This window comes from Phenylobacterium sp. (genome assembly GCF_036563385.1).
Lineage (GTDB): Bacteria > Pseudomonadota > Alphaproteobacteria > Caulobacterales > Caulobacteraceae > Phenylobacterium.
This window is the reverse complement of sequence record NZ_DATCML010000015.1, coordinates 62,404-79,425: the sequence shown is the minus strand read 5'-3', so window position 1 is coordinate 79,425 and position 17,022 is coordinate 62,404. Positions and strand designations below refer to the sequence as shown.

Sequence of the window (17,022 nt, the reverse complement as noted above, 5' to 3'; positions counted from 1 at the left end):
GCGCCGGAAACGGGAGGCGCGCGATGTCTGACGACCTGATGCTGCTGGGCGCGGTGGCGCTGGGCGGATACCTCTTGGGGTCGATCCCCTTCGGCGTGATCGCCACCAAGCTTGGCGGCGCCGGCGACGTGCGCTCCATCGGCTCCGGCAATATCGGAGCGACCAACGTCCTGCGCACCGGGCGCAAGGACCTCGCCCTGATCACCCTGGTCGGCGACGGCGGCAAGGGCGCGCTGGCCGTCCTCGCCGCCTGGCTGCTGACCCAGGACACGACCCTGGACCGCCAGGCCGTCATGGTGGCGGTGGCCGCGGGCGCTGCTTTCGTCGGCCACCTGTTCCCCGTGTGGCTGCGCTTCAAGGGCGGCAAGGGCGTGGCGACCTTCTTCGGAACCCTGCTCGCCGCCGCCTGGCCGGTCGGTCTGGCGGCCGGCGCGACCTGGCTGCTGGTCGCCTTCCTGTTCCGGATGTCGTCGCTGGCCGCGTTGGTGGCGGCCGCCCTGGCCCCGGTCTACGTCTTCGTCTTCGGCCGCCCGACGCCGATCGCCTGGCTCGCGCTCTTCATGGGCGTGCTGATCTACATCCGGCACACGCCGAACATCCGTCGGATCTTCAAGGGCGAGGAGCCGCGCATCGGCGGCGGCAAGTCCAAGGAAGAGGCCAAGGGGTGATCCGCACGCTCTCGGATGCGCAGCGCCGCGACTGGCTTCGCCTGGCCCGCACCGAGAACGTCGGCCCTGTCGCCTTCGACCAGCTGATCCGCCGCTATGGCGAGCCCAGCCTGGCGCTCGCCGCCCTGCCGGACCTCGCCCGCCGCGGTGGGCGCGCCGCGCCGATCAGGATCCCCAGCGAGGCGCAGGCCGAGGCCGAGCTTGCCGCGGGCGCGGCGCTGGGGGCCCGGCTGATCTGCGCCTGCGAACCGGATTTCCCGCAGGCCCTGGCCGCCCTCGACCCGCCGCCGCCGCTGATCTGGACGCGCGGCAAGGCCGAGCTCCTGAGCCGCCCGGCCGTGGCCATCGTGGGCGCGCGGGTCGCCTCCGCGGCGGGCCAGCGGTTCGCCCGCGGGCTGGCGGCCGAGCTGGGCCAAACCGGGCTGGTGGTGGTCTCCGGCATGGCGCGGGGGATCGACGGCGCCGCCCACGAGGGGGCCCTGCCCACCGGAACGGCGGCGGTGCTGGGCGGCGGCGTCGACGACGTCTATCCGCCCGAGCACGGCGAACTCTATGGCCGCCTTTGCCGCGACGGCTGCGTCGTCTCCGAGAGCGAGCCCGGCCGCACCGCCATCGCCCGCGACTTCCCCCGCCGCAACCGGATCATCTCGGGACTGGCCCAGGCCGTCGTGGTGGTCGAGGCCGAGCTCCGCTCCGGCTCCCTGATCACGGCCCGGCTCGCGGCCGAGCAGGGGCGCGAGGTGCTGGCCGTGCCCGGCTCGCCCTTGGACCCCCGCGCCAAGGGCTGCAACGACCTGATCCGGCAGGGCGCGGCGCTGTGCGAGGGCGTGGACGACGTCCTGCGGGCGCTCGAGGGCCTGCGCGGCTTCCGCGAACCCGACCGCGCGTACGCGGCCGAGCCTCCGGCCGAGCTGGACGATGCGGTGCGGGCCCGGGTCGCGGCCCTGCTCTCCCCCACCCCGGTCAGCCGCAACGAGCTGGTCCGGGCCGCCGCCGCGCCGGCGCCCGCCGTGTTCGCCGCCCTGGTGGAGCTGGCGCTCGCCGGCCGGGCCGAGCTGCTGCCCGGCGGGATGGTGGCGGCGGCATGAGGTCTTCCGCTTCCGCCCCGCCAGGGGGAGGAACTTGTTTCCCCCGTAGGGGGAAGCGGGGCGGCCCCGCTTCCTGCGCCGTTCAGGCCCGTTGACAGGCCCGTGGCGCCACCCCCACCTTCCGCGCTCTTTGATCCGGGCGGCGGCCCGTGAAAGGTCCTTCCTTACTAATATGAACGTCGTCGTCGTCGAGAGCCCGGCCAAGGCCAAGACCATCAACAAGTACCTGGGCTCGGGCTACAAGGTCCTGGCGTCCTACGGCCACGTCCGCGACCTGCCCGCCAAGGACGGCTCGGTGCGTCCGGACGAGGACTTCGCCATGTCCTGGGACGTGGACGCCAAGGCCGCAAAGCGCCTGGCCGAGATCGCCGAGGCGGCCAAGGGCGCCGACCGCCTGATCCTGGCCACCGACCCGGACCGCGAGGGCGAGGCCATCTCCTGGCACGTGCTGGAGGTGCTGCAGAAGAAGCGCGCGCTGAAGGACGCCCAGGTGGAGCGGGTGGTGTTCAACGCCATCACCAAGTCCGCCGTCACCGAGGCGATGAAGAACCCGCGCCAGCTCGACATGGAGCTGGTGGACGCCTACCTCGCCCGCCGCGCGCTGGACTATCTGGTGGGCTTCACCCTCTCGCCCGTGCTGTGGCGCAAGCTGCCGGGCTCGCGCTCCGCGGGTCGGGTGCAGTCGGTGGCGCTGCGCCTGGTGGTCGATCGCGAGATCGAGATCGAGCGCTTCCGCACCCAGGAGTACTGGACCGTGGAGGCCGAGGTGTCGGCCGGCGCCGACCCGTTCACCGCGCGGCTGGTGAAGCACGAGGGCAAGCGGCTCTCGAAGTTCGACCTTGGGAACGAGGCCAGCGCCTTCGCGGCGCGCGACGCGGTCAAGGCGGCGAGCTTCAAGGTCCAGGCCGTGGAGAAGAAGCCCGCGCGGCGCTCGCCGCCGCCCCCCTTCACCACCTCCACCCTGCAGCAGGAGGCCTCCCGCAAGCTCGGCTTCTCGGCCCAGCGCACCATGCAGGCGGCGCAGAAGCTCTATGAAGGGGTGGACATCGGCGGCGAGACCGTCGGCCTGATCACCTACATGCGGACCGACGGCGTTCAGGCGGCCCCGGAGGCCATCGACGAGGCCCGCCAGGTGATCGGCGGCCTCTACGGCCGGGAGTACGTCCCGGAGGCCCCGCGCATCTACAAGACCAAGGCCAAGAACGCCCAAGAGGCCCACGAGGCGATCCGCCCCACCAGCCTGGCCCGCAACCCCGGCCGCCTGCGGCTGGAAGGCGACCTCGGCCGCCTCTACGAGCTGATCTGGAAGCGGATGATCGCCTCGCAGATGGAAAGCGCCCGCATCGAGCGCACCACCATCGACCTGGAAAGCCAGGACGGGAAGACGGGCCTGCGGGCCACCGGCCAGGTGGTGCTGTTCGACGGCTACCTCGCCGTCTACGAGGAGGGCCGCGACGACGCGGACGACGAGGAAGGCGGCCGGCTGCCGCAGGTGAACGAAGGCGCCGCGGCCAAGGTCGCCGCCGCCAAGGCCGACCAGCACTTCACCGAGCCGCCGCCGCGCTACTCGGAAGCCAGCCTGGTGAAGAAGATGGAGGAGCTCGGCATCGGCCGGCCGTCCACCTACGCCTCGATCCTGTCGGTGCTGCGCGACCGCAACTATGTGCGGATGGAGAAGAACCGCTTCGTGCCCGAGGACAAGGGCCGGCTGGTGACCACCTTCCTGGAGGCCTTCTTCCGCAAGTACGTGGAGTACGACTTCACCGCCGCCCTGGAGGAGAAGCTCGACCTCGTCTCGGCCGGCGAGCTCGACTGGAAGCTGCTGCTGCGGGAGTTCTGGCAGGACTTCCACGCCAAGACCGAGGAGATCGGCCAGCTGCGCACCCGCGAGGTGCTGGACAACCTGGACAGCGCGCTCGCGCCCTTCCTCTATCCGCCCAAGGCGGACGGCTCGGATCCGCGCACCTGCCCCACCTGCGGCACGGGCGGGCTCAGCCTGAAGACCAGTCGCTACGGGCCCTTCGTGGGCTGCTCCAACTATCCGGAGTGCCGCTACACCCGCCCCATCGCCCAGGCGGAGAACGGCGACGCCGACGCAGCCAGCGGCGACCGCGAGCTGGGCGTCGATCCCGAGACCGGCGAGACGGTGTTCCTGAAGAGCGGCCGGTTCGGTCCCTATGTGCAGCTCGGCGAAGGCGACAAGCCCAAGCGCGCCAGCCTGCCCAAGGGCTGGAGCGCGCCCGACATGGACCTGGAAAAGGCGCTGCGCCTGCTGCGCCTGCCGCGCGAGGTGGGCGCCCACCCCGAGGACGGCCAGACCATCCTGGCCGGCATCGGCCGCTACGGGCCGTTCGTGCAGCACGCCGGGACCTACGCCAACCTGTCCTCCGTGGACGAGGTGTTCGAGGTCGGCCTGAACCGCGCGGTGGCGGTGCTCGCCGAGAAGCGCGCCGGCCGCCCGGGCCGCGCCGAGGCCGCCGCCCTGGCCGAGCTGGGCGCCCACCCGGCCGACGGCCAGCCCGTGCGCGTGCTCTCCGGCCGCTACGGCCCCTACATCAAGCACGGCTCCACCAACGCCAACGTGCCACGCGGCAAGGAGCCCACCCAGGTGACGCTGGAGGAGGCGGTGGCCCTGCTCGCCGAGCGCGAGGCCAAGGGCGGCGGCAAGAAGAAGCCCGCCCGCGCCGCCAAGGCCAAGGCCGAGCCCAAGGCGGCCGCCGCCAAGAAGCCGACGGCCAAGAAGGCTGCGGCCAAGAAGGCGCCGGCGAAGAAGGCGGCCAAGGCCAAGGAGCCGGCCTAGACTCCCGCCCCTCCGCTCATGGGACCCAAGGCGCGTTGCGAGCTGGCGCGCGGCGGCTAACCTGCGGACTCAGGCTCGGTCCCGGCGTTCGCCGGGATGAGCGGCTATAAGGGGGCAGGATGCCAGTCGCGCAGGTCAACGGCCTCAACCTCTACTACGAGCGCGCGGGCTCAGGCCCGCCGCTGCTGTTCATCTCGGGCACCGGCGGCGACCTCAGGAACAAGCCCAACCAGTTCGACGGCCCCCTGCCCCGGCGGTTCGACATGGCGAGCCACGACCAGCGCGGCCTCGGCCAGTCCGACAAGCCCGACGTCGCCTATTCCATGGCCGACTACGCCGACGACGCGGCCGGCCTCATGGACCACCTCGGCTGGGACAGCGCCCACGTGATCGGCGTCTCGTTCGGCGGCATGGTGGCCCAGGAGCTGGTCCTGCGGCATCCGCAGCGGGTGCGCCGCCTCGTCCTGGCCTGCACCTCGCCGGGCGGCGAAGGGGGATCGTCCTTCCCGTTCCACGAGATCGAGCACCTGCGCGGCGAGGCCCGCGCCCGGCACATGATCCCGATCTCCGACACCCGCCGAGACGCCGCCTGGGCCGCCGCCAACCCCGACCAGTACGAGAAGCTCGTGGCGCTCGCCGCCGCCGAACCCTTCGCCGACGAGCCCGGCCGCGCCGCCGGCGCCTGGCGCCAGCTGGAGGCGCGGGCGCAGCACGACACCTGGGCGCGCCTGCCCAAGATCGCCTGCCCGGTGCTGATCGCCGCCGGCCGCTATGACGGGATCGCCCCGCTGGAGACCCAGCAGCGGATGGCCGAGCGAATCCCCGGCGCCCGGCTGCAGGTCTTCGAGGGCGGCCACCTGTTCATGATCCAGGACCGCACGGCGACCTCGGCCATGGCGGACTTCCTTCTCGAAAGCTGAGTTGCGAACCGCCTGCGCAGGTCGGCGTTCGTGCTAAGCAACGCCATGGCTCGACAACCCCGCATCCCCAAGGCCGCCCGCTTCCCGCAAGGGCTGCCCGACCGCGACACCCTGCTGGCCTACCTGCGCGAGACCGGCGAGGCCGACCGCGCCGCCATCGCCCGCGCCTTCGGCCTGAAGGGCGCCGACCGCCGGGCGCTGCGCGAGATGCTGAAGGAGCTGGAGGACAGCGGGACCCTGGCCCGCCGCGGCCGCAAGGGCTTCGCCGAGACCGGCGCCCTGCCCGAGGTGGGCGTGGTGGACGTGGCCGAGCGCGACCCGGACGGCGACCTGCTGGTCCGCCTGGCGAAGGCGCAGGACGCGCCCCTGACGCCGCTGGCCCCCGACCGCAAGGGCGAGGCCGGCCCGGCGCCTGGCCTCGGCGACCGCCTGCTGGTGCGCTTCGTGCGCCTGGAGAGCGGCGAGTTCGAGGCCCGCCTGATCAAGCGCCTGGGCCAGAGCGCCCACCGGGTGCTGGGCGTGATCCGCAAGGCCCGCCGCGAGATTCGCGTGGAGCCGGTCGACCGCCGTTCCAAGGAGACCCTGGTGCTCAGCGAGGCCGAGGCCGGCGAGCTGCGCGACGGCGACCTGGTGGTGGCCCAGGTGGGCCGCAGCGAGAGCCGCTACGGGCCCAAGCGCGGCAAGCTGCTGGAGGTGGTGGGCCGCGAGGACGAGCCGCGCGCCGCCTCGCTGATCGCCATCCACAGCCACGGCATCCCCACGGGCTTCTCGGACGCCGCCATCGCGGAGGCCGAGAGCGCCGAGCCGCCGACGCTCGCCGGCCGCGAGGACCTGCGCGAGGTCCCCTTCATCACCATCGACCCGGCCGACGCCCGCGACCACGACGACGCCGTCTACGCCGAGCCGGACACCGACGAGAAGAACCCCGGCGGCTGGGTCGTCTGGGTGGCCATCGCCGATGTGGCCGCCTACGTCCGCCCCGACAGCGCCCTCGACCGCGAGGCGCGCGACAAGGGCAACAGCGTCTACTTCCCCGACCGGGTGGAGCCCATGCTGCCCGAGCGGCTGTCCAACGGCCTGTGCTCGCTGCGCGAGGGCGAGAACCGCGCCTGCATGGCCGTGCGGATGGTGTTCGACGCCAGCGGCCGCAAGCGGTCGCACCGGTTCGTCCGCGGCCTCATGCGCTCGGCCGCCAAGCTCTCCTACGAACAGGCCCAGGCCGCCGCCGACGGAAACCCCGACGACAAGACCGGACCCATCGTCGAGACCATCATCAAGCCCCTGTGGACCGCCTACGGGGTGATGAAGAAGGGCCGCGACGCCCGCTCGCCCCTGGCCATCGAGAGCATGGAGCGCAAGATCGCCATCAACCGCGAGGGCGAGATCACCTCGATCACCCCGCGCGAGAGCCTCGAGGCCCACCGGCTGATCGAGGAGATGATGATCCAGGCCAACGTCTCGGCCGCCGAGACCCTGGAGGCCAAGCGCACCCCCCAGATCTACCGGGTGCACGACGAGCCCAGCCAGGAGAAGCTGCAGGCCCTGGTGGACTTCCTCCAGACCCTGGAGATCAGCTGGACCAAGGGCGAGTCGCCCCGCACCGAGCGGTTCAACCGCCTGCTCGACCAGACCCGCGGGACCGAGCACGCCGAGATCGTCAACGAGGTGGTCCTGCGCAGCCAGATGCAGGCGATCTACTCCAGCGACAACATCGGCCACTACGGCCTCAACCTCGCCCGCTACGCCCACTTCACCTCGCCGATCCGCCGCTACGCCGACCTGATCGTCCACCGGGCGCTGATCCGCGCCCTCGGCCTCGGCGACGATGGCCTCTCCGACCGCGACATCAGCCAGATCAAGGCCACCGCCGAGATGATCACGGCGGCCGAGCGCCGGGCCATGGCGGCCGAGCGCGACGCCACCGACCGCTACATCGCCGCCTTCCTCTCGGACCGCATCGGGGCCGAGTTCGAGGGCAAGATCACCGGCGTCACCCGCTTTGGCCTGTTCGTCCGGCTGCGCGACACCGGCGCTGACGGCCTCGTCCCCGTCTCCAAGCTGGGGTCCGAGTACTTCGTCCACGACGACCGCGCCCACGCCCTGGTGGGCGAGCGCACCGGCGCGCGCTGGCCGCTGGGCATGCAGGTCACCGTCCGCCTGGAAGAGGCCACCCCGGTCACCGGCGGCCTGCTGTTCGAGATGCTGAGCGAGCCCGCTCCGCCGGACCGCAACGCGCCTCGTCCCCGGCTGGGGGTCCGCGCCCGCGGCGACCGCCGCCCGGGCGGGCCCAAGCCCCGCAGCGGACGCCCACCCGGCGTCAAGAACACCCGCCAGCGCAAGATGGGCGGCGGCAAGCGGCGCTAGTTTACGCGAGGTCGCCCTTCCCTGCGGCGGGGTGGGCCTCATACAGTTGTTCGCATGAGCGACGACCCGCCCGATCCGCCCGGCTTCAAGCCCGAGGGCCCGGCCCGCATCCCCGGCCAGCGGGCGGTGCGTCCAAAGAACGCCGCCACGGTCATGATCATCCGGCGCGACGGTCCCAAGCCGCGGGTGCTGATGGGCCGCCGCCATGGCGGGCACAGCTTCATGCCCGACCGCTGGGTGTTCCCCGGCGGACGCATCGACCGCGCCGACTACCGCGCGCCCTACGCCAGCGACCTGCGGCCTGACGTGCAGGCGGTGTTCGACGCCTACCTGCCGGCCGGGCGCGGCCGGGCCCTGGCGCTCGCCGCCGTGCGCGAGACCTGGGAGGAGGCCGGCCTGCTGCTCGCCAAGCCGGCTCCGGTCCGCCCGTCCGCCGGCCCCTGGCGGCCCTTCGTGGAACAGGGCGCGCTGGCCGACCTCGAGGCGCTGGACGTCATCGCCCGGGCGATCACCCCGCCCATGGTCGGCAAGCGGTTCGACACCTGGTTCCTGCTGGCCGACGCCGAGCGCCTGGTCAGCCTGGACCGGCAGCCCGACTGCGGCGAGCTCGACGAGATCGCCTGGGTGGATTTCGACGAGGCCCAGGCGCTGCCCCTGCCCTCGGTCACGCGGATGATGCTGAAGGAAGCCGTCGCCCGGATGGAGGACCCGTCACGTCCCAAGCCCTTCATGCGGTTCCGCGCGGGCGGCATGAAGCCAACCTACCTGTAGAGCCATTGACTTCCGGCTGCGGATTCGTATTTTCCGCCGCTCTTTAGAACACCCGCCGGCGGTGCGTATCCGCTTTGGCCCCGCCCGAGGACGAGACCCATGGCGAAACCCGCCTCCATTAAGATCCGCCTGAACTCCACGGCGGACACTGGCTTCTTCTACGTGACCAAGAAGAACGCCCGCACCAAGACCGACAAGATGGTGCTGAAGAAGTACGACCCGATCGTGCGCAAGCACGTCGAGTTCCGCGAAGGCAAGATCAAGTAGGCTGCGCTTCCAGCGCGCTTACCTCAGACGCCCGGCCGCAAGGCCGGGCGTTTTGCGTTTTAGCCCCTTCCCCACTCGCACTTCCGCCCCTCCTCCGCTCGTCATTCCGGGCTTGTCCCCAGGACCGATGATCACGACGTTCGCCAAGATGGGCTGAACGAAGCCGCCAGCTTTCCCACAGCCTCAAGATCAAGGGTGGCCGGGAGAAGCCCGGCCATGACGGGTTGGAAGTTGAAGAACCGGCCCTAGGCCGCGTGGGCGATGACGCGGTTGCGGCCCGTGGCCTTGGCCTCATAGAGCGCCTCGTCGGCGCGCTTCAGCAGGGCCTGGGGCTTCTCTTCGCCCGGCAGGGTGGCCGCCACGCCGATGGAGATGGTGACCGTCAGCAGCTCCTGGCCGCCCATCACCCGGAACGGCGACCCCGCCACATGCAGGCGGATCCGCTCGGCGATGCGGCGGGCGTCGGTCAGCTGGGTGTCCGGCATGACGATGACGAACTCCTCGCCGCCGAATCGCACCGGCAGGTCCACGGCGCGGACGTTGGAGGCCAGCCGGACGGCGAACTCCTTCAGCACCTCGTCGCCCACGTCGTGGCCGAACCCGTCGTTGATCTTCTTGAAGTGGTCGATGTCCAGGACCAGCAGCGAGACCGGGGCGCCGCCGTGGGCCGCGCGCTTAGTCAGCGCTTCCAGCTGGCCGGTCATGTAGCGCCGGTTGTGCAGCCCGGTGAGCTGGTCGGTGACCGCCAGCTCCAGGGAGTGGTCGAGGTTGTCGCGCAGGTGCTCGGTGTAGCGCTTGCGGCGGATCTGGGTCTTGGCGCGGGCGGCCAGCTCCTGGGGGTCGATCGGCTTGGCCAGGATGTCGTTGACGCCGATCTCCAGCGCCTTCACCAGCCGGGCGCGCTCGTCGAAGTCGACCACTGCGATGATCGGCAGGTTGCGGGTGGCGTCTTCCGACCGCAGCTGGGCGCAGAAGCGCAGGCCGTCGAAGGTCTTGGATCCCGTGTTGACGATCACCAGGTCGACGGGGCCCCGGGCCGTCAGCAGGGCGGCCTCCGGGTCGTTCTCCACCACCGGCCGATGCTCGATGGAGAGCTCGACCGAGATGCGGCGCGCGTGACGCTCCTGGTCGTCGACGATCAGGATCCGGCCGCCGGTCCCGCCCATGCGGGTGACGGCGCCGCCGATCAGGCCCATGCGCCGGCCCGAGGCCTCGCGCTCGCGCAACTCGTCGATCACCGCCTTCAGCCGGGTCAGGCTGCGCACGCGGGCGAACAGCATGACATCGTCGATCGGCTTGGTCAGGAACTCGTCGGCGCCCGATTCCAGACCGGCCACCCGGTCGGCGCGGCCATCGAGCGCGGTGACCAGCACCACGGGGATGTGGCGGGTCTCGGGATCGTCCTTCAGCCGGCGACAGACCTGGAACCCGTCCATGCCCGGCATCATGATGTCGAGCAGGATGATGTCGGGCTTCTCGGCGGCGGCCACGGCGAGCGCCGTCGGCCCGTCCGAGGCGGTCAGGACGCGATAGTACTCGGCCGAAAGCTTCGCCTCGAGCAGGCGGACGTTCGCCTCGATGTCGTCGACGACGAGGATCTTGGCGGACATGGGCCTAGTCCAGGAGGCGCTTGATGGTGTCCAGGAAGTGCGACACCGAGATCGGCTTCGAGATATAGGCCTCGCAGCCCCCCTCGCGGATCCGCTCCTCGTCGCCCTTCATGGCGAAGGCGGTGACGGCGACCACGGGGATCCCGGCCAGCTCCTCGTCCTCCTTCAGCCACTTGGTGACCTCGAGGCCCGAGATCTCCGGCAGCTGGATGTCCATGAGAATCAGATCGGGACGGTGCTCCCGGGCGAGCGAAAGCGCCGCCAGCCCCTCGCGGGTCTGGAGGGTCTCGTAACCCTGGGCTTCGAGCAGATCATGAAAGAGCTTCATGTTCAGCTCGTTATCCTCGACGATGAGGACAGTCTTGGCCATTCGGGACCCGGCGCTGCTCCAAGAGGAAAACCCCGAAGGCCGTCCTCATTCTGGGCCCATTCATCGGCCGGATATCCTTAAACTTCGTTAGCCGCGTCAGGACGTGAGCCTTGGCAGACCCCGCCGCCCTTTCCGCCCCGCGCCTGTCGGACCTGGGCCTCAGCCAGGACCGGCCGCTGGTGATCGTCGACGTGGACGAGGTGCTGGGCCTGTTCATGCAAGGCTTCGGGGCCTTCCTGGCCGCGCGGGGCTACGAGTTCCGGGTCGACCGCTTCGCCCTGTTCCAGAACATCTACCGGCCCGGCGCGGCCGAGCACCTGCCCATCGACGAGGGCAAGCAGCTCTTCGACGACTTCTTCCGCACCAGCTGCGGCGAGATCGAGCCCACGCCGGGCGCGGTGGAGGCCCTGACCCGGCTGGGGCGGCGCGCGGAGATCCTGATCCTCTCCAACGCGCCGGCGAACGCCGAGGCGCTGCGCGCCGACTGGCTGAGGCGGCACGGCCTGCCGCACCCGCTGATCCTCAACACCGGACCGAAGGGGCCGGTGACCGCGGCCATCGCCTCGCAGACCCCGAACCCGGCGGCCTTCGTGGACGACCTGCTGCCGAACCTCGACTCGGTGGCCGAGCACGCGCCCTGGGTGGCGACCTTCCAGCACGTGGCCGACGAGCGCCTGCGGCCGCTGGCGCCGAGCTCTGACAAGCATCCCCGCATCGACGACTGGGCCGAGCTGGCCGACGCCATCGAGCGGGCCATCTCGGCCTAGCTGGCCGCCGCCAGGCCCGCCTGGGCAGCGCGCGCTGCGAACCACGGCCGCAGCCGGCGCAGCGCCTCCTCGATCTCGGGGGTGGAGACCGCGAAGCTCATGCGGATGAAGCGGCGGCCGTCCACCGGGTCGAAATCGACGCCGGAGGCCGTGGCGACGCCGGTGTCGCGCAGCAGCTGCTTGCAGAACTCCAGGCTGTCGTCGGTCAGGTGCGAGACGTCGGCGTAGACGTAGAAGGCGCCGTCCGGCGGCGCGATCTCCGCCAGGTGCAGCGACGGCAGGGCGTCCAGCAAGAGCGCCCGGTTGCGCCGGTAGACCTCCACATGGCCCTCCAGCTCGTCGCGGCAGTCCATGGCCGCCAGGCCGGCGTGCTGGCTCAGCGACGGCGCGGTGAGGAACAGGTTGCCCACGTAGGCGCGGGCGCGGGCGAGGTCGGCCGCGGGCGCGACCATCCAGCCCAGCCGCCAGGCCACCATGCTGAAGTACTTGGAGAAGCTGTTGACGATGACGGCGTCGGGATCGAACTCCAGCATCGAGCGCGCAGGGCCGACGTAGCTGAGCCCGTGGTAGATCTCGTCCGAGATGATCCGGATGCCGCGCTCTCGGCAGACCTCGGCGATCGCCGCCAGCTCGGCGGGCTCGATGACCGTTCCGGTGGGGTTGGCGGGGCTGGCCAGGATCACGCCGGCCGGCGCGGGGTCGAGGGCGGCCAGCGCGGCCGCCGTCATCTGGAACCGGCTCTCCGGGCCGCAGGGGATCTCCACCGGGACCATGTGCAGGGCCCGCAGCGTGTTGCGGTAGGCGACATAGCCGGGGCGCGCGGTGGCCACCCGGTCGCCGGGCGCGAAGCTGGACGACAGCGCCAGCACCAGGGCGGGCGAGGCGCCGCAGGTCAGGATCACCCGCTCCGGCGCGATCGTGACGCCATAGGCGTCCTGGTAGTGGCGGGCGATCCGGTCCCGCAGCGCGGGGCTCTCCCAGTAGCCCATGGGCTCGGTGTCCAGCACCCGGTGGGCCACCTCGATGGCGGCCTTCGGCGCGCCCGTGGACGGCTGGCCGAACTCCATGTGGATGATCGAGCGCCCCTCCGCCTTCAGGCGGTGGGCGAGCGTGCTGATCCCGATGGCGTGGAAGGGGTCGATCTCGGCGGCCATGCCGCCTGCTACAGCGCCTTGCGGCGGCCGGCCAGACCCGCGGGCGCGCGACGTCGCCGCATCCCCTCTCGGGCGCGGAACAAATCAGGTATCGTCGCGTCATGGGCGCCGCCTTGAAGGCCTTCTGCCGCGACTGCTTCTGGACCACCGCCGCCGCCCAGCGCCGCTGTGCGGCCTGCGGCTCGCCGCGCGTGGTGGCTCACGAGGAGCTGGAGCGCCTCTCCATCGCCCACATGGACTGCGACGCCTTCTACGCCTCGGTGGAGAAGCGCGACCGGCCCGAGCTGCGCGACCAGCCGGTGATCGTCGGGGGCGGCCGGCGCGGCGTGGTGACCACCTGCTGCTACATCGCCCGGATCTCGGGCGTGCGCTCGGCCATGCCGATGTTCAAGGCCTTGAAGCTCTGTCCGCAGGCGGTGGTGATCAAGCCGGACTTCTCCAAGTACCGGGCCGAGAGCCAGCGGATCCTCGGCCTCGCCGCCCAGCTCACGCCCCTGATCCAGAACCTGTCGCTGGACGAGGCCTGGATGGACCTGTCGGGGACGGAGCGGCTGCACGGCGCGGCCCCTGCCCTCACCCTCGCGCGGCTGCAGGCCCGCATCGAGGCCGAGACCGGGCTGACGGTGTCCATCGGCCTGGCGGCCAACAAGTTCCTGGCCAAGATCGCGTCCGACTTGGACAAGCCGCGCGGCTTCTCGGTGATCGGCGCAGCCGAGGCGCAGAGCTTCCTCGACGGCCGGCCCGTGGGCATCCTGCCTGGCGTCGGCCCGGCCATGGTCGCCTCCCTGGAGAAGGCGGGCTTCCGCACCGTGGGCCACCTGGCCCGCGCCGAACCGAAGGACCTGGCCGGCCGCTGGGGGGCTCATGGCCTTCGGCTGCACGAACTGGCGCACGGGCGCGACAGCCGGGCGGTGAACCCGCACGAGGCGCGCAAGGGGATCAGCGCGGAGACGACGTTCAACGAGGACCTGACGAAGCTCGCGGACCTCGAGGACATCCTGGCGGAGCTCAGCGAGAAGGTCGCGCGGCACGCCCGCAAGGACGGGGTGGCCGGCCGCGTGGTCACGCTGAAGCTGCGCACCACCGACTTCAAGATCCACACCCGGCGCAAGACCATCCCCGTGCCGACTCAGACGGCCAAGACCCTGTTCGCCGTCGGCCGCGAGATGCTGGCCCGCGAGGTGGACGGGCGGCCCTTCCGGCTGGTGGGCGTCGGCATGGCCGAGCTGGTGGAGGCGGACGCCGTGGAAGGCGACTTCTTCGCCGGCGAAGAGCGCCGCGCCCTGGCCTCCGAAAAGACGCTCGACGCCCTGCGCGCCCGGTTCGGCGCCGACGCCGTCACCTCCGGTCGGATTTTGCGTGCAAAGGCGGCGCTCAAGGAGGATTGATGCCCGCCGGAGCTCCGGCGCCGCCCCGTGCGGGGCGGCTTGGACCAGCCCGTCAACCGCGTGACATTTCGGCCCTAGTAAATGGCGATCTTTTCCATATCTAATCGTGCAAGGGCGGAGCGAAGGCTCCGTCAGGAGATCCGTTCGATGAGCGAACGCAAGCAAGGTGACTCGGGCGCCGGCGTTCGGTCGGCGGTGATAACGCAGACCAAGCCCAAGACGCAGAAACCCTCGATGTACCGGGTGCTTCTGCTGAACGACGACTACACCCCGATGGAGTTCGTCGTTTATGTTCTTGAGCAATACTTCAATAAGTCGCGCGAAGACGCGACTCGGATCATGCTGCACGTCCACCAGCACGGTGTCGGCGTCTGCGGGGTCTTCACGTACGAAGTGGCGGAAACAAAAGTGGCCCAGGTCGTTGATACGGCACGCCGGCACCAGCACCCGCTGCAGTGCACCATGGAAAAGGATTAGAGGCTCTTGCCTTCATTTTCGCGCCAGCTCGAAGAGTCCCTTCATCGCGCGGTCGCATACGCCAACCAGCGCAAGCATGAATACGCCACGCTCGAGCACCTGCTGCTCTCTCTGGTGGACGACGAGGACGCCGCCGCCGTGATGCGGGCGTGCGACGTCGACCTGGGGTCGCTTCGCACCACCCTCACCAATTACGTGGACAACGAGCTGCGCTCGCTGGTCGTGGACGACGGCGAGGACGCCAAGCCCACCGCCGGCTTCCAGCGCGTGATCCAGCGCGCGGTCATCCACGTGCAGTCCTCCGGCCGCGAGGAGGTCTCGGGCGCCAACGTGCTCGTCGCCATCTTCTCCGAGCGCGAGAGCCACGCCGCCTACTTCCTGCAGGAGCAGGACATGACGCGGTACGACGCGGTGAACTACATCGCCCACGGCATCGCCAAGAAGGCCGGCGCCTCCGAGGCCAAGCCCGTGAAGGGCTCCGAGGAAGAGGACAAGCCCACCGTCAAGACCGGCGGCGAGGCCCTCGAGGCCTACTGCGTCAACCTCAACGAGAAGGCCAAGCAGGGTAAGGTCGACCCGCTGATCGGGCGGATGTCCGAGGTGGAACGCGCCATCCAGGTGCTGTGCCGCCGGACCAAGAACAACCCGCTGCTGGTGGGCGACCCGGGCGTCGGCAAGACCGCCATCGCCGAGGGCCTGGCCCGCAAGATCATCAACAAGCAGGTCCCCGACGTGCTCGCGGGCTCGACCATCTTCTCGCTCGACATGGGCGCGCTGCTGGCCGGCACCCGCTACCGCGGCGACTTCGAGGAGCGGGTCAAGCAGGTCGTCAAGGAGCTGGAGAACCACCCCGACGCGATCCTGTTCATCGACGAGATCCACACCGTGATCGGCGCCGGCGCCACCAGCGGCGGGGCCATGGACGCCTCGAACCTGCTGAAGCCGGCCCTGGCCTCGGGCACCCTGCGCTGCATGGGCTCCACCACCTACAAGGAGTTCCGCCAGCACTTCGAGAAGGACCGGGCGCTCGTCCGGCGCTTCCAGAAGATCGACGTGAACGAGCCCACGATCGACGACACGATCAAGATCCTGAAGGGCCTGAAGACCTACTACGAGGACTTCCACAAGCTCCGGTACACCAACGACGCCATCAAGGCGGCGGTGGAGCTGTCGGCCAAGTACATCACCGACCGCAAGCTGCCCGATAAGGCGATCGACATCATCGACGAGGCCGGCGCCTCCCAGATGCTGCTCTCCGAAGGCAAGCGGAAGAAGACCTTGGGCGTGAAGGAGATCGAGGCCGTGGTGGCCAAGATCGCCCGCATCCCGCCGAAGTCGGTCTCCAAATCCGACACCGAGGCCCTGAGGCAGCTGGAGGCCGACCTCAAGCGGGCGGTCTACGGCCAGGACGACGCCATCGAGCAGCTGTCCGCCGCCATGAAGATGGCCCGGGCCGGCCTGCGCGACGCCAACAAGCCCATCGGCTGCTACCTGTTCACCGGCCCCACCGGCACCGGCAAGACCGAGACCGCGCGCCAGCTTGCGTCCACGCTCGGTATCGAATTGCTGCGGTTCGACATGTCCGAGTACATGGAGCGCCACACGGTGAGCCGCCTGATCGGGGCGCCGCCGGGTTATGTGGGCTTCGACCAGGGCGGCCTGCTGACCGACGCCGTCGACCAGCATCCGCACGCGGTGGTCCTGCTCGACGAGATCGAGAAGGCGCACCCGGATGTCTACAACATCCTCCTGCAGGTCATGGACCACGGTCAGCTGACCGACTCCAACGGCAAGAAGATCGACTTCCGGAACGTCGTCCTGATCATGACGACCAACGCCGGGGCGGCCGACGCCCAGCGCAACTCCATCGGTTTCGGCCGCGGCAAGGCCGAGGGCGAGGTGGAAGAGGCGCTGAAGCGGCAGTTCACGCCGGAGTTCCGCAACCGCCTCGACGCCACGGTGCACTTCCGCGCCCTCACCCCGGAGATCATCCGCCAGGTGGTGCAGAAGTTCATCATGCAGCTGGAGGCCCAGCTCGCCGACCGTCACGTCACCATCGAGACGGACGACGAGGCGGCCGACTGGCTGGCCAAGAACGGCTTCGACGAACTCTACGGCGCCCGTCCGCTGGGCCGGGTCATCCAGGAGAACATCAAGAAGCCGCTGGCGGACGAGATCCTGTTCGGCCGGCTCACCAAGGGCGGGCACGTCCGGGTGGTGCTCAAGGATGGCAAGCTCGGCTTCGAGATCGAGGGCGATGCGCGCGAGCGCGGGGCCCCGGTGATCGAGAACCCGGCCGAGGACGCGACGCCGGAGTTCACCGAGTAGCCGGACCCGCAGGCTGAATACGGAAAGGCCCGGGCGTCCCCCGGGCCTTC

Annotated in this window: 14 protein-coding genes; 11 read left to right on the top strand and 3 right to left on the bottom strand. The window is 70.7% G+C overall.

Annotated elements, in window-relative coordinates:
* Window positions 1-23 precede the first annotated feature (23 nt).
* The 7 genes from plsY (at window position 24) to rpmG (ending at window position 8,878) form a co-directional block, all read left to right on the top strand.
* Window positions 24-668, top strand: coding sequence for a glycerol-3-phosphate 1-O-acyltransferase PlsY (gene plsY, locus VIL67_RS15365; RefSeq protein ID WP_332049787.1), 645 nt, complete (start codon window positions 24-26; stop codon window positions 666-668).
* Window positions 665-1,756: a DNA-processing protein DprA gene (gene dprA / locus VIL67_RS15360; protein ID WP_332049786.1), complete on the top strand. Its 1,092-nt coding sequence runs from the start codon at window positions 665-667 to the stop codon at window positions 1,754-1,756. The genes plsY and dprA overlap by 4 nt, the downstream gene beginning before the upstream one ends.
* Window positions 1,757-1,928: 172 nt before the next feature.
* Window positions 1,929-4,556: a type I DNA topoisomerase gene (gene topA, locus VIL67_RS15355; RefSeq protein WP_332049785.1), complete on the top strand. Its 2,628-nt coding sequence runs from the start codon at window positions 1,929-1,931 to the stop codon at window positions 4,554-4,556.
* Window positions 4,557-4,675: 119 nt separating this feature from the next.
* Complete coding sequence (locus VIL67_RS15350; RefSeq protein WP_332049784.1) at window positions 4,676-5,476, top strand: alpha/beta fold hydrolase; 801 nt, start codon at window positions 4,676-4,678, stop codon at window positions 5,474-5,476.
* A 45-nt stretch (window positions 5,477-5,521) separates the two neighbouring features.
* A complete protein-coding gene (gene rnr, locus VIL67_RS15345) occupies window positions 5,522-7,840 on the top strand; it encodes a ribonuclease R (RefSeq protein WP_332049783.1) in 2,319 nt (772 codons plus the stop codon).
* Between the two features lie 54 nt (window positions 7,841-7,894).
* A complete protein-coding gene (locus tag VIL67_RS15340) occupies window positions 7,895-8,611 on the top strand; it encodes an NUDIX hydrolase (protein ID WP_332049782.1) in 717 nt (238 codons plus the stop codon).
* Window positions 8,612-8,710: 99 nt separating this feature from the next.
* Window positions 8,711-8,878: a 50S ribosomal protein L33 gene (gene rpmG / locus VIL67_RS15335; RefSeq protein ID WP_257818325.1), complete on the top strand. Its 168-nt coding sequence runs from the start codon at window positions 8,711-8,713 to the stop codon at window positions 8,876-8,878.
* A gap of 245 nt (window positions 8,879-9,123) precedes the next feature.
* Here rpmG and VIL67_RS15330 read toward each other — a convergent pair whose 3' ends face one another.
* Window positions 9,124-10,488: a PleD family two-component system response regulator gene (locus VIL67_RS15330; protein ID WP_332049781.1), complete on the bottom strand. Its 1,365-nt coding sequence runs from the start codon at window positions 10,486-10,488 to the stop codon at window positions 9,124-9,126.
* A gap of 4 nt (window positions 10,489-10,492) precedes the next feature.
* A complete protein-coding gene (locus VIL67_RS15325; protein ID WP_332049780.1) occupies window positions 10,493-10,858 on the bottom strand; it encodes a response regulator in 366 nt (121 codons plus the stop codon).
* A 110-nt stretch (window positions 10,859-10,968) separates the two neighbouring features.
* Here VIL67_RS15325 and VIL67_RS15320 point away from each other — a divergent pair, with 110 nt between their 5' ends.
* Entirely contained in the window at window positions 10,969-11,625 is a 657-nt protein-coding gene (locus tag VIL67_RS15320) for a hypothetical protein (RefSeq protein ID WP_332049779.1), read from the top strand.
* On the opposite strand, the gene VIL67_RS15315 is transcribed toward VIL67_RS15320, so the two are convergent.
* Window positions 11,622-12,779: an aminotransferase class I/II-fold pyridoxal phosphate-dependent enzyme gene (locus VIL67_RS15315; protein WP_332049778.1), complete on the bottom strand. Its 1,158-nt coding sequence runs from the start codon at window positions 12,777-12,779 to the stop codon at window positions 11,622-11,624. The genes VIL67_RS15320 and VIL67_RS15315 overlap by 4 nt on opposite strands.
* A gap of 101 nt (window positions 12,780-12,880) precedes the next feature.
* On the opposite strand from VIL67_RS15315, the gene VIL67_RS15310 reads away from it, so the two are divergent.
* The 3 genes from VIL67_RS15310 (at window position 12,881) to clpA (ending at window position 16,972) form a co-directional block, all read left to right on the top strand.
* A complete protein-coding gene (locus VIL67_RS15310; RefSeq protein ID WP_332049777.1) occupies window positions 12,881-14,167 on the top strand; it encodes a DNA polymerase IV in 1,287 nt (428 codons plus the stop codon).
* Between the two features lie 147 nt (window positions 14,168-14,314).
* Window positions 14,315-14,644, top strand: a complete 330-nt coding sequence (gene clpS, locus VIL67_RS15305) for an ATP-dependent Clp protease adapter ClpS (protein WP_332049776.1) — start codon at window positions 14,315-14,317, stop codon at window positions 14,642-14,644.
* A 6-nt stretch (window positions 14,645-14,650) separates the two neighbouring features.
* Complete coding sequence (gene clpA, locus VIL67_RS15300; protein WP_332049775.1) at window positions 14,651-16,972, top strand: ATP-dependent Clp protease ATP-binding subunit ClpA; 2,322 nt, start codon at window positions 14,651-14,653, stop codon at window positions 16,970-16,972.
* Window positions 16,973-17,022: the final 50 nt, after the last annotated feature.